Genomic DNA, 13,009 nt, shown 5'->3' with positions numbered 1-13,009 from the left:
ATCTCAAAAGGTACGTAGTTGCGATCTTGGCGCTCTTTCCTAATATTATAAAGAGCGCTAAAGCGCAACTACGTACCTAATACGTTAATTTGATTTTAAGTTTGGGGCGGTATTACTGAGGGAGCAGATAGCAATCTCAAGTTGTAATCTGTATCGCCTTGAAATTGAGAAACGCGGACGAAATAAGTCCCCGCAGGCAAAGCCCCATTGCTTACAACTCTTTCTGAAGCCGTACCTAAATTGTTAGATGAAGCAATAATATCGTCTAATCCAACTACGCCGTTACCATTGAGATCCTGAATTAATTCTACATCCACATCTGCACTCAAACCATCAACAGTTGCACTGAAAAGACTGGGAGTATTGAGGATGAAACTGTAAATATCGGCTGGTTTGGTAGCACTCAAAAAATCGTTGTCAGTTAGACTGTCTGTGAGAACACCTAGGTTTTGGGCTGTGCTCAAATCGTCGGCGGGAACGGGGAGAGCGCTCAACAATCCTTCTTGTTGACCGAATTGAATGTAATGGTCGATCGCACTTTTAACTGCGCCACTGCTGACTGCTGATCCTATTACCGGATATCTTTCTAGATAAAAGCTGGGATCGAAAAAAATGCTGGCTTTGCGGTTTTCAAATTGACCGACTTTCAAGTAGTGTTCAAAGGCGCTAAATTGATTGGTTTGGACTGCTGTTTGCACATCCGGGTTGCTTGTCAGATAAAAACCCACATCGAAGAAAGGGTTGGGGTTCCGCCGTTCAAATTGACCGAATTTAATAAAGTGCTGGGCGCCGGAAAATTTGTTTTTTTCGGCTGACACTGCAACATCTGAATTGGTGTCTAAATAATAGCTGGCGTCGAACAGGGCATTAGGGTCACGATTTTCAAATTGGCCAATTTTTTGGTAGTGATCGAAGGGGGTCGATACTGTGCCTCTGGCGACTGCTACGGCGACATCTGGGTTGTTTTCGAGATAAAATTTGCTGTCGAACAGTGTTCTGAGGGTTAGCATTATTAAAAAATCTCTCTGTACTTTAATCTGGAAAGTGCATAATCAAATTCGATCGAGAATTCAGTTTACATCATTTTTTTTGTGAGGGCGTCTCAATTATGGCTAAATCTGCACTGATGGCAATGCTGCGCCGCGCTGCGAGTATTGCCCAAAAGTCAAGGGAAACAGGCATTCCGGCTGATGAATTACTGGGGATGCTGGACGATCGCACTCCCAATTTTCCCATATCTCGGCGGCACTTGCTGCATGGGGGTTTAGCGGCGGCGGGAGCCGTTGCTGCTGCGACTTTTACCCGGGAGGGAGAGGGGGCTTTTGCTCAAGCGCGCGGTCGATCGCCCATTTTGGTTGTGGGTGCGGGGATTGCTGGTTTGACGGCGGGCTATCGCTTGCGTCAGGGGGGCGTGCGTGCCGATATTATCGAAGCAAGCAACCGCGTGGGGGGACGGATTCGCACGGCTCCTAGGGTGGCTGGAACAGCGATTTCGGCCGAGCTGGGAGGAGAATTTATTGATAGCGGCCACACTACTTTGATCTCGCTGGCGACGGAATTGGGTTTGCGGGCGATCGACTTAGTTAACGTACAGCGGGGATTGGTAAAGGATACTTTTTTCTTGGAAGGGCGACGATTTTCTCTAGCGCAATTAATCTCTGATTTTGGGCCCCTTGCTAGTAAAATTAGTGCAGATTTGGGTGCGATCGGAGATAACATTAGCTATCAAGATTTTACAGAACCAGCGGAAAGATTGGACAATCTTTCGATCGCTGAATATGTAAACCAAGCTGATACTAGCACAATTGTCCGGCAGTTGCTCCGCATTGCTTACACGATAGAATACGGTCGAGATCCCGAGGAACAGTCGGCGTTAAATCTGCTGTTTTTAATCGGTTCTGAATCTGGCAGTTTTGAATTGTACGGCGACAGCGATCAGCGTTATCAAATAGACGGCGGTAACAGTCAAATTGTCAACCGTTTAGCCGATCGATTGTCTGGTTCGATCGAGACGGGGACAATTTTGGAAGCGATTACTTTTTTGCCGGATGGCCGCTATCGGGTGAATTTGCGATCGGGTGAAAGCGCCTTTGAGCGTATTTATGAACGGGTTTTGCTAACTTTGCCGTTTAGCACTCTCCGAGACGTTAAAATTAACGTGCCTTTGCCGCAACCGAAGCGTAGGGCGATCGAGCAATTGGGTTACGGTACTAATTCTAAGCTGATTACTGGCTACCGCAGTCGCATTTGGCGAGAAACTTATCGATCGACTGCTTCTGTTTATACCGATTTAGGATTCCAGAATACCTGGGAAGCTACGGCTTTTGCTCCCACTGCTAACGGTTTGATCACTAATTTTACAGGAGGAAAGCAAGGTTTGTCGATCGGTAGCGGAACTCCTGAAGACCAAGCACAAAAATTCTTGGGACAATTTGAAAGAGTTTTTCCCGGAGTGAGAAATTTGCGATCGGGAAAAGCAGTGCGAGTTTATTGGCCGGGAGAACGCTTTTCTAAAGGTTCTTATTCCTGCTATTTAGTCGGACAGTGGACGCAAATGCACCGCGTCGAAGGCGAACGATTTGGCAATTTATATTTTGCCGGAGAACACACTTCGCTAGAAAATCAAGGTTACATGGAAGGCGGTTGCGAAACTGGACAAAGGGCGGCTGTAGAAATTTTGCAAGACTTGGGTTTAAGAGCTCCTGTTGATGCTGTGAATGCTCGAACTGCTAGCAGTTTGAACAATCGTCGTCCCAGCCGAAAAGTTCCGGGAGCCCGGAATCTTGGGAATAGGAATCCGAGTATTAAATAATAGGAGTAATTGCGGACACGGCATTGCCGTGTCCCTACAAATATCGCGTAGAATTCATCAAATAATCTCGTCCGGGTTGATTCCCCGATCGCGCAAATACTCAGCCAGTCGATCGGCTCGTTCCCGTTCGCGATCGGCTCGCTGGCGTTCTACTGCTAACTGTTCTACGCCCCACAACAGCAGATTTCCTGATTCATCCCACCAGCGCAACCAATAGCCTGTACGCTGTTCTTTCTCCCCTCTCCACGTTCCTAAATACAAACCAAAATCTGCCATCCAGTGACGACCTTCCTCATCGGGAAATTCTAGTACATAGTTGCCATTTTGCAAGCGATATACTTCCAGCAATCCAGTTTCTGGGTCAAAAATGATGTAAGTTGGGACTTGCAGAATTTGTTCGTAAAAAAACCACTTTCCCGGAGGAAAAGTACGTTTAGTAGAATATTCCCCGCCGTCTGTTTCCGACAAAAATTCCATCACAATGGTCGGGATTTCTCCTTCCAAGTTTGGGGTGTAACTTTTGCGGTCAATTCTCGACTCTGCGGGCAATACCGAAGGTACGTAAACCCAATCTGGTGCTTTGATAACTAACTCGCCGTTGACAGTAGCGCAAATCCCAAAATTGCTGGCAATCAGCATTAGTGGGCCGATTAATCCTCTCAGTTCTAAGATTTCTCGCAGTGCTCCAGCAATTAGCGGTTGACCTGTATTCTCCACTGGTTTTTCTTCTAATTGGAAATCGTCTGGCAACTTCTCCCAAGTTACGGTCAGGGCGATCGCTTTTTGTTTGGGGTTATCTTGAGTAACGACCATGACTTTATTTTCAAAAGTTTGATGTCTTATCATAGCACAATGTAAATTTTAGCGAAATTATCTGGTACAATTAATTTCATTAAATCCCAAACAAATATGAAAATATTACATTTAACCGTAGCTTTATCAAGTTTGCTAATCTCGCCGATATCGGCTCGCCCTTTGATTGCAGACTCTACAAATACCCTTGCTCAAAACTCACTAATTAATGAACCATTTTGCTACCTAAAAACCACCGAAGGCAAAATAGTAGACTTAGGCAAGTTGTGCGAAAAACAGCCATCGGGAAGTTCCCCAACTTGCATTACCGGTGCTAACATTGCGGCGAAAGTGTCAATTGCGACGGCAAATTATGACGGCAGCTTTTTCAGCGGAAAAGTGTTGAATCAAGGCTGCAAAATTATCAAAAATGTCAAAGTCAACTATGAAGTTTTGGACGAGTCAGGCAATTTAATAGACAACGGATTTATCGATACTCAACCCGTTAGTCTTGCACCCGGAGAATCGGCCGCCTTTCGGGGTGCAGTTGTGGCGGGGGCTAAAGTACGGGCTACTCATGCTGAGGGTCAAGAATGATTGCGAAGATTTGCCCGATCGCTGATATCATATTCTGGCTCAGATATCTCTAAAAACAGAACTTGCGAGGGCAAAATATCTTGAAAGCTCGATCGACATACTGGCAAATCTTACCCTACCTCCGTCCCCAAAAACAAACCATCGGTAAAGCATTAGCTTGTACCGTAGTCTTTACCATATTTTGGCCAATAATCGCGTGGCTGGTTGGTGAAACCGCCAAATTTATAGGTAAAGGAGATTTAAAAGGGTTTGCTCAAATTGCTGCACTCAGCGCCATCATATTTCTAATTCGTGGTATCGCCCAGTACGGTCAAGATACGCTGATGGCAAAAGCAGCTTTGACTATTGCTTTAGAAATCCGCAAAAAAGTTTATGCACACCTCCAAAACCTCAATCTCGGCTACTTTGAAACTGCCAAAACCGGAGATTTATCCTACCGCCTCACAGAAGATATTGACCGCATTGGCGAAGTCGTAAATAAATTTTTTCATCAATTTATCCCTTGTGTTTTGCAGCTAATTGCAGTCATGGGATATATGATTTATCTTAACTGGCAATTAACTTTGGGTGCATTAATCATTGCACCGTTAATGGCTATATTAATTGGCTGGTTTGGCGAGAAACTGCTCAGTTACTCGCGAGAAAGTCAAAATCGGATTTCTGATTTATCCGCTTTGCTAACAGAAGTATTCAGCGGCATTCGTTTAATCAAAGCATTTGTGGCGGAAGACTACGAAATTGCCCGCTTTGCAGAAGAAGCCGAACAAAACCGCCGCGCTAAGTATTTGTCAGAACGCATAAAAGCACTCCAGTTCGTCGTAGTTGGCTTTCTGGAAGCGATGAGCGTGATTTTGCTGTTTTTCCTCGGTGGTTGGCAAATTGCTCAAGGAAATCTCACTGGTACGCAATTTATCAGTTATATCGCCGGAGTAGCGCTGTTAATCGATCCGATCGCAATTACCACTGCAAATTACGGCGATTTTAAGCAGGGAGAGGCTTCTAGCGATCGCATTTTTGAACTTTTAGCCATTCAATCAACAGTCGTCGAAAAGCCTGGTGCGATCGAACTTCCCCACGTTACCGGAAAAGTCGAATACCGCAACATTAATTTTGCCTACCCCCCTCAACCCCCCCTTGATAAGGGGGGGCTAGGGGGGGTTCCGATTTTACAAAGTATGAGTTTACTCGCACTTCCCGGAGAAGCGATTGCGCTTGTCGGCGCATCCGGTGCGGGGAAAACTACGTTAGTAAACTTGTTACCCAGATTTTACGATCCGCAAGCCGGACAAATTTTAATTGATGGGATTGATGTTCAAGATGTGACATTAAATACGCTGCGCCGACAAATCGGAATTGTACCGCAAGAAACTATTTTATTTTCGGGTACAATTGCTCAAAATATTGCTTTCGGTCAATCTTATTACGAACTGAAAGATGTACAGAAAGCTGCGGAAATTGCTAACGCCCATCAATTCATTACTGAGTTTCCCGACGGCTATCAAACTTGGGTAGGAGAAAGGGGTGTAAATTTATCGGGCGGACAAAAACAAAGAATTGCGATCGCCCGTGCAGTCTTGCTAAATCCGCGAATTCTGATCCTCGATGAAGCGACATCGGCGCTAGATTCGGAGTCGGAAGCTTTGGTGCAGGAGGCCTTGGAAAGATTGATGCGCGATCGGACTGTGTTTATTATCGCGCACCGTTTGGCGACTGTGCGGAAGGCTGACAGGATTTTGGTCTTGGAAAAAGGTAGAGTGATGGAATCGGGAACCCATGAGGAATTGCTCGAAAAGGGCGATCGATACGCTCGTTATTACGCTCAACAATTTAGTCAGTAGGGTATCCTAGAAACCGGGTTTTTGGCGGAATCTGCTGGCCTCAAGGAAGTATTCAAAGGAAAAACCCGGTTTCTGACTACTCGCGCGTAAGTCATATCAAGAATGGTACAATAAGTTATCCAACTGGAGATTTACTGATTCCAGTTAAAAAGAAGAGGCCGTGCCAACATGATTCAAACCACAGCCAAACTACTAACATTCGAGGAATTTATAGAGTGGTATCCCGATGGCAAAGGACGTTTCGAGCTACGAGATGGAGTAATAGTTGAGATGAATCCAAACGGCGACCATGAGGAAGTTACAAGTTTTCTCATCCGCAAAATTAACGTAGAAATCGATCGCCTTAATCTGTCTTACATAACACCATCAACCTATTTTGTCAAGCCTCTAGGAGCGACGACAGGATATCAGCCAGATATCATAGTATTAGACAAGCCAGCCTTGATTTCGGAGCCACTTTGGAAAAAATCATCGATTATTACCCAAGGTAAATCTGTTAAACTTGCGATCGAGGTAGTTAGCACGAACTGGCAAGATGATTACTTGGTTAAAGTGGCTGATTATGAAAGATTGGGTATCCCGGAATATTGGGTTGTGGATTATGCTGCTTTGGGTGGCAGACGCTTCATTGGCAATCCGAAACAACCTACAATCTCGGTTTATCAGTTGGTTGAGGGGGAATATCAGGCTAGCCAGTTCCGAGAGGGCGATCGAATTTTATCCTGTAGCTTTCCCGAACTTAATTTGACTGTGGAACAGGTTTTTGGATCTATCCAAAGAGAAGAATAGGATTGTTTTGGATATGGAGATTTAGACGCACAATGGCAAATGTAGACCTTTATCGGCAACATATCCAAAATCTACTCTCCCAACACGCTAGTCTGGTGTGGGATGAGCGAATTCAGGCTCAAACTATCTTTGATATCGATCGCGATCATTATCAATTAATCTATGTAGGCTGGCGCAATCAGCGGCGAGTTTATGGCCCGGTGTTGCACCTGGATATTATGGATAATAAAATCTGGATTCAGCAGGATGGCACTGAAGTGGGTATTGCTAACGAACTCGTTGAATTGGGAGTTCCCAAAGAAGATATTGTACTTGGGTTTGACCCGCCGATGATGCGAAAATTGAGTGAATTTGCGATCGGATAACTTTAACCAAAGAAACCGGGTTTTTGGCCGAATCTGCTGGACACAACGAAATTTTATCGAAAAAACCCGGTTTCTGAACCCGCGCGTCAGTGGCGTAGTAAAAATTTCATTCTAAACCGTCTCTCGTCTCCACAGACAACTGATTTCTGACTAGCATAAAGTCCTCCGAGAACATATTTAAACTATCAAAAAAAGTTTTCCAAGCATTTTCTTGGGCGATCGAGATGTGTTCTGGTATAATCACAAACACTTCAACCTCTTCACCCACAGAACCAGGTGGCACTTGAATTTCAAGTTTATTTCCTGCAAGAACTTTGGTGGTAATCCGTATTGCTGACTGCATAGTTCCTCCTTGGCGATGATTAATTTTCCACAGCCCCTAAAGCTTTGAGGGTGGCTTTTTCAACTTCCGTTAAACCCGTAACTCCGGTAATATTCATGTTTTCATAAGGTCTGTCACTTTTCAGTATTTTGAGGCACTCACCCGTCCCAGCATCCCAAATTATAATTGTGCCATCCCGACAGCAAGCAGCAATAATTTTTCCATTTGAACTGAAGGCAACTGAGTTAATTCTACTGGTATGACCTTGCAAAATTTTTAGACATTCACCTGTACGGATATCCCATATTCTTACCGTTCCATCTACACTTCCACTAGCAACTATTTTACCAGAATAACTAAAAGCAACTGAACGTATCCAATCAGTATGCCCCTGCAAAATTTGGAGGCATTCACCACTCTTGACATCCCATAATCTTACTGTTCGATCGATACTTCCACTGGCAAGTATTTCACCGTTCTGACTAAAGGCGATTCCGCGTGCCCAACCCGTATGCGCCTGCAAAATTTGGAGGCATTCACCACTATGGATATCCCACAGCCTCACCGTTCCGTCAAAACCTGCACTGGCAAATATCTCGCCCAAAAAACTGAAAGCAACCGAGTATACAAAATTGTTATGCCCTTGCAAGGTTTTGAGGCATTCGCCAGTAACGATATCCCACAGCCTCACCGTTTGTTTATAACCTGCACTCGCAAGTATTTCACCATTTGGACTGAATGTGATCGACCGTACTTCATTGCCAAATTCTGGCAAAGTATGAAGGCATTCACCACTGCGAATATTCCACAGCCTCAATGTTTCGTCATAACTACCGCTGGCAAGTATTTCACCGTTTGGATGGAAGGCAACTAAGTGTACCCGATCGAGATGCCCCTGCAAGATTTGGAGGCACTCACCAGTGTTGACATCCCACAGCCTGACTTTTTTCTCGTCATCGCCGCTGGCCAGCATTTCACCGTTGGGACTGAAGGCGATCGACATTACTTGATTGCTATACCCTTGCAGTGTATTCAAGCATTCACCGCTGTTGATATCCCACAGATTCAGCGTTTGGTCGTAACTACTGCTAGCAAGTATGTCACCCCCAGGATGGAAGGCAACTGACCCTACTTGATTGCTATGTCCTTGCAAAGTATTCAAGCATTCACCAGTGCGGATATCCCACAGCTTTGCAGTGCGATCGTAACTTCCACTTGCAAGTATTTCGCCATTTGGGCTAAAGGCGATCGACCGTATTTGATCGAAATGTCCCTCCAAAGTTTTGAGACATTCACCGCTACCGATATTCCACAGCTTCACTGTTTTGTCGCCACTGCCACTAGCAAGTATTTCACCAGTAGAATTGAAAACAACTGAAAACACATTTTTAGTATGTCCCTCAAATATTTTTAGACATTCACCACTGTTGATATTCCATACCCTTATTGTTTGGTCACCACTCCCAGTAGCAAGTATCTCACCACCAGGATGGAAAGCCACTGAAAATCCCACTTTAGTATGGTCTTGCAAAATTTTGCAGCATTCGCTAGTACGAATATCCCATAACCTTACCGTGCCATCAAAACTCCCACTGGCGAGTATATTTCCATCAGGATTGAATCTGACAGACATTACTGATTCGGTATGTCCCTGCAAAACTTTTAAACATTCACCAGTTTTGACATCCCATAACTTAATTGTTTTGTCATAACTTCCGCTAGCAAGTATCTTACCATCAGAACTGAAGGCAACTGACTCCACTACGTTGCTATGTCCTTTACAGGTCAATATTTCTCTGCAACTGCTAGCTTCCCACAAGCGAACTATGCCATCAGTATCACCTGTAGCTAACAGTTTGCCATCAGGACTAAACATTACTGACCGAATACTGCTGAAGATTTTAGTAAAAGCAGAATTAGCTAAATTCGCTTCAGCAAAGTTGACGCGGCGCAAGCTAGCATTTGTAAAATCAGCACCTAAAATAACTGCACGAGAAAGGTCTTTTGTTTCTAACGCAGTGCGATCGATTTTCACCAACAGCGTCGCCGCATTCCCTCCCACATAACCCACCTCGCTTTCAGTTTTTCCCCGCGTTTCTTCCATAATTTCTAGTAGGGGCGACTTCTCTAAAGCCCCCCTTCTTAAGGGGGGTTGGGGGGATCTCTTCTGGCTAACATCGTCACTATCCTCTCTCTCTAATAGGAATTCGGGGGTTCTCTCGTGATTGGCATCGTCACGATCCCCCCCGGCCCCCCTTAACAAGGGGGGGGAAATAACCTCCAACATAGGTAACAACAAATCAATCACTGCTTTCGTCAGTGGCGCTTGTCCGAAACTCTGACGAAGTTGCCCTAAATCTTCAGCAACAAATCCCTTGAAAGGCGCGATCAATTCGTTCTGATTTCTCTTCTGCGCCTGAAGCCGACAATAATTAGACCAAGTGTATAATTGAGCCTCAACATCAGGATCTAAACAAGACTGTTCCGGCGCAACTAATTCGGTAAAATCTGCCGCTAAAACTCCCAATTCCGCCGCAAATTTATAAGCGACAAAAAACTCTAACAGCGAACGGTGCGCCGGAGTATAATCGCCGTCGGCATTGCGGATTAGCATCGTTTGACCCATCATGTCATAATGCCAGTGGTCTAAGTCTTTTTCCTCCTGGACGATGGCACCAAACAGGCCGCGAATGCGATCGGGAAAACCGCGATAATTCAGACTCATTTGGTCGGTAGACAGCATTTCCCAAGACAGTTCGCACAAAAAGTAAAGCTTATCTGCTAAAGAAGTAAAAGTGCGTTCAGCTTTGATATCTCTCTCTATCTTCCGTCGCACCGCATACAGATATATCCGCGACATATCGACTGGTTTTCCTGCTTCAATATCGGGCAATGCTTCCAAAATTAACTCAGTCATCACCGGGCGGCGCGCTAAATCTAATAAGTGCGGGTTTCCCATCACTTTTTCGACAGTAGTTGCTTCTGTTTGAACTGACAGCGCTTGCCGAATTTGCGCGTCGTTAAATTTCTCTAATTCTAAGACTTCAAATTGGGGAGTTTCGCCTGTTAAAATGGTTGTTGAAGCTTGCAGTTCTGCATTGAACAATGCCCGTCCTTCCTTGCCTTCAGGAAAGTGTTCGGTGCGGCAAGTCAGGATAACTTTCGCACCCGGAACGACGGCTTTTGCTAGTTCCCAGAAGTTGTTGATGGTTTCTTGCCGATCGCACTTAGCGGCCATTTCATCAAAACCATCGAAAATCAACAGAAACTTACCCATCCGATTTAGTTGTTCAAAAGCCGAATAACCCGCCAAAGGTATCTCGTGTTTCCGAAAGAAAAACTCAGAAAATAGCGACTCCACACTAACAGCTTTAGCATAATCTCTCAGGGGAATTACTAACGGCAAACGCGGACGTTCTAAGCCGCGCTTTTGAGCTTCTTTGTAGCGTTGCAGCGCCATCCAAGCATAGTGCATCGCAAACCAAGTTTTCCCGGTTCCAAATTCTCCTAAAACTGAAATATGTTCTTTTACTGGGTCATCCAACCACAAATCAATATAACCTTCAATCCACCCATCTCGATCGCCATAATGACTCACTCCTATTTTGCGGTGAGTATCGGGGTCAATTTCTTCTTTCGTACAAGCTAGCGGCACATATTTCGTATCAATTCCTCGGCTGGTAATTTCAGTTTCTAGCCAATCCAGATAAGCGGTAAAATCGGCATCTTGATCCAGCAATTCATCGAAGGTATAGCAAGCTAGATCGCGATTTTCATCTTTTTCTACCTCATCCCGCGCGGCGCGACTGATGCGGCGGGCGGTGACTAACCAGCCTTCATCGGTGCGCTGCTTTTCCACCGACTCGCGCAAGGCTAAGATGTCCCTGAGTCCGGCTTCTCCGGCGATACCGCGTACTAAAATGCGATCGTACTTTTTGCGTCTCACCGGAACATTGATAATCCATTCAAAATAGTTATCTTCCGAGATTTGATAGGTTTCAAATTGATAATTTAAGGTTTCAAACCAACCGCGCACTTGTTGTGATAAAATAAAAGCTTGAGACTTTTGAATATTCGTTGATGTGGCTGCGGGAAGTGCGGGATAATCTTCGGCTTCCAACCGCGCAAACTCCGTGCGAATTCCTTCGAGAGTGGGAAGGCGTTCGATGCGATCCATTACCATAGATAGGCGTTTTTGCAAAGAGGCGATCGCATTTCCCACCATCACATCGCCGATCGATCGCGTCCGCTTTGCGACTTCCATAAACACGGCCGCAAATGCCATAAACTCCCGTCTGGGGTCAATGCCTAAATCTCGAAGTTCTTGGCCCAAAGCAGACTCATTGAGAAAGTCATCGCCTGCTTGAATTAAAATTGCTGGGCTATCGGACTCGAAGGCTTTACGAAATGCTGATTCAATCTCTTTTTGGCGAAACAGTTCTAAAATCTGCTTGGGTTTGCCAGCGCCGTATTCTACTAAAGTATAAACGTAAACTCCGCTAAAATCGGCTGGCGGTGCATCGGGGTCGAGGTTAAATCTTTTTAATAATTTGATGACTGTTTCGTTGCGCTGAAGCTTGTCTTTGATGGTGCCGAAGGGAATGGCTGTCAGGAGGCTGATAACTAAGTCGAGACTAATTGGGATCATTTAGGCTTTCCTGTTTTTCCGTGGGAGTAACGCTCAAATCTAGAATCGGTAGGCTGTGTCCCTGAAATGCGCTGCGGGCGATCGCACATTGCTCTATTTTTATGTTAACAGGATTTACGCGCTTCAACAAAAGAAACCGGGTTTTTACCGAATCTGTGGGCTGCAACGCGTCTCTTCGTGAAAAACCCGGTTTCTGACCAACCGTTGGCAAGTTATATCCAGTTAATTAACTTAGCATTTTTTTCTCGATTTGACAACTTCAAAACAGAGAAAAAACCGACATATATTGTAGTAAAAAAAGCTTTGATATTAGTTGTCGTTTCATAGTGAAAAAGTTAAAATATAGATAACTTACAAATAAAACTTGCTATCTATGAAAATACAATCTTCCGTCTTAGTCCACCTAGGATTTGGCAAATATGTGCGATCCGATCGAGTAACAGCAGTAATCCCAATTGAAGAAGAACGGGGCCCGGGCCGGCGCACTTTCGTGCACGTAGACGGCGAAGCAGACCCGATCGTTGCTTCGCGCGCCGAAGATACAATTGTTCGCGATTTAGTGCAGGAACCGCGCGAAATAACTCAAGCCCGCCAGCAACAAGAAATCCTCCAAGATTTGCTGGCAGATTTGAACAATGTTAACGTCACCGTGCGCCGCATCAGTCGCGATGAAGGCGGCCTCGATCTCGAACTTTTAGAGCGCCGGATTCGCCAAATCTTAGACGCATAAAAAGAAAAGACCGCCCGCGCGGTCTTAAGGTATGTAGTTGCGCTTCAGCGCTCTTTCATATCTAATTAAAAGAGCGCCCACGCGGTCTTAAGGTATGTAGTTGCGCTTCAGCGCTC

The 13,009-nt window shown here is 45.1% G+C and carries 10 protein-coding genes; 6 read left to right on the top strand and 4 right to left on the bottom strand.

Annotation, left to right across the window (positions count from 1 at the left end; genetic code table 11):
• Nucleotides 1-95 precede the first annotated feature (95 nt).
• Nucleotides 96-1,010: a PPC domain-containing protein gene (locus JGK07_RS25455; protein WP_293197271.1), complete on the bottom strand. Its 915-nt coding sequence runs from the start codon at nt 1,008-1,010 to the stop codon at nt 96-98.
• 98 nt (nt 1,011-1,108) lie between these two features.
• Between JGK07_RS25455 and JGK07_RS25450 the strand changes: the two genes are divergently transcribed.
• Nucleotides 1,109-2,812 carry an NAD(P)/FAD-dependent oxidoreductase gene (locus JGK07_RS25450; RefSeq protein ID WP_293193544.1) on the top strand — a complete coding sequence of 568 codons (1,704 nt, stop codon included), beginning with the start codon at nt 1,109-1,111 and terminating at the stop codon, nt 2,810-2,812.
• 57 nt (nt 2,813-2,869) lie between these two features.
• Here the strand turns inward: JGK07_RS25450 and JGK07_RS25445 are convergent, their stop codons facing one another.
• Nucleotides 2,870-3,625 carry a Uma2 family endonuclease gene (locus tag JGK07_RS25445; protein WP_293179527.1) on the bottom strand — a complete coding sequence of 252 codons (756 nt, stop codon included), beginning with the start codon at nt 3,623-3,625 and terminating at the stop codon, nt 2,870-2,872.
• Nucleotides 3,626-3,721: 96 nt separating this feature from the next.
• On the opposite strand from JGK07_RS25445, the gene JGK07_RS25440 reads away from it, so the two are divergent.
• The 4 genes from JGK07_RS25440 (at nt 3,722) to JGK07_RS25425 (ending at nt 7,193) form a co-directional block, all read left to right on the top strand.
• On the top strand, nt 3,722-4,201 hold the full coding sequence (locus JGK07_RS25440) for an FxLYD domain-containing protein (protein ID WP_293179530.1): 480 nt from the start codon (nt 3,722-3,724) through the stop codon (nt 4,199-4,201).
• Between the two features lie 80 nt (nt 4,202-4,281).
• Nucleotides 4,282-6,039, top strand: coding sequence for an ABC transporter ATP-binding protein (locus JGK07_RS25435; RefSeq protein ID WP_293179533.1), 1,758 nt, complete (start codon nt 4,282-4,284; stop codon nt 6,037-6,039).
• Between the two features lie 168 nt (nt 6,040-6,207).
• Nucleotides 6,208-6,828, top strand: coding sequence for a Uma2 family endonuclease (locus JGK07_RS25430; RefSeq protein WP_293179536.1), 621 nt, complete (start codon nt 6,208-6,210; stop codon nt 6,826-6,828).
• Nucleotides 6,829-6,860: 32 nt separating this feature from the next.
• A complete protein-coding gene (locus tag JGK07_RS25425; RefSeq protein WP_293179539.1) occupies nt 6,861-7,193 on the top strand; it encodes a XisI protein in 333 nt (110 codons plus the stop codon).
• Between the two features lie 106 nt (nt 7,194-7,299).
• Here JGK07_RS25425 and JGK07_RS25420 read toward each other — a convergent pair whose 3' ends face one another.
• Both JGK07_RS25420 and JGK07_RS25415 read right to left on the bottom strand, forming a co-directional pair.
• A complete protein-coding gene (locus JGK07_RS25420; RefSeq protein ID WP_293179542.1) occupies nt 7,300-7,536 on the bottom strand; it encodes a hypothetical protein in 237 nt (78 codons plus the stop codon).
• Between the two features lie 19 nt (nt 7,537-7,555).
• Nucleotides 7,556-12,163, bottom strand: coding sequence for an NACHT domain-containing protein (locus JGK07_RS25415; protein ID WP_293179545.1), 4,608 nt, complete (start codon nt 12,161-12,163; stop codon nt 7,556-7,558).
• Between the two features lie 373 nt (nt 12,164-12,536).
• On the opposite strand from JGK07_RS25415, the gene JGK07_RS25410 reads away from it, so the two are divergent.
• Complete coding sequence (locus JGK07_RS25410) at nt 12,537-12,893, top strand: hypothetical protein (protein WP_293179548.1); 357 nt, start codon at nt 12,537-12,539, stop codon at nt 12,891-12,893.
• Nucleotides 12,894-13,009: the final 116 nt, after the last annotated feature.

It is taken from the genome of Microcoleus sp. PH2017_24_DOB_U_A, assembly GCF_020738205.1.
GTDB lineage: Bacteria > Cyanobacteriota > Cyanobacteriia > Cyanobacteriales > Microcoleaceae > Microcoleus.
Note: the sequence above shows the minus strand (reverse complement) of the source record. Positions and strands in the feature narration are given on the sequence as shown.

Bases quoted from the DNA above. Each gene is read 5' to 3' on its own strand.
- JGK07_RS25455 (WP_293197271.1), bottom strand. From the start codon at position 1,010: ATGCTAACCCTCAGAACACTGTTCGACAGCAAATTTTATCTCGAAAAC.
- JGK07_RS25450 (WP_293193544.1), top strand. From the start codon at position 1,109: ATGGCTAAATCTGCACTGATGGCAATGCTGCGCCGCGCTGCGAGTATT.
- JGK07_RS25445 (WP_293179527.1), bottom strand. From the start codon at position 3,625: ATGGTCGTTACTCAAGATAACCCCAAACAAAAAGCGATCGCCCTGACC.
- JGK07_RS25440 (WP_293179530.1), top strand. From the start codon at position 3,722: ATGAAAATATTACATTTAACCGTAGCTTTATCAAGTTTGCTAATCTCG.
- JGK07_RS25430 (WP_293179536.1), top strand. From the start codon at position 6,208: ATGATTCAAACCACAGCCAAACTACTAACATTCGAGGAATTTATAGAG.
- JGK07_RS25425 (WP_293179539.1), top strand. From the start codon at position 6,861: ATGGCAAATGTAGACCTTTATCGGCAACATATCCAAAATCTACTCTCC.
- JGK07_RS25420 (WP_293179542.1), bottom strand. From the start codon at position 7,536: ATGCAGTCAGCAATACGGATTACCACCAAAGTTCTTGCAGGAAATAAA.
- JGK07_RS25415 (WP_293179545.1), bottom strand. From the start codon at position 12,163: ATGATCCCAATTAGTCTCGACTTAGTTATCAGCCTCCTGACAGCCATT.
- JGK07_RS25410 (WP_293179548.1), top strand. From the start codon at position 12,537: ATGAAAATACAATCTTCCGTCTTAGTCCACCTAGGATTTGGCAAATAT.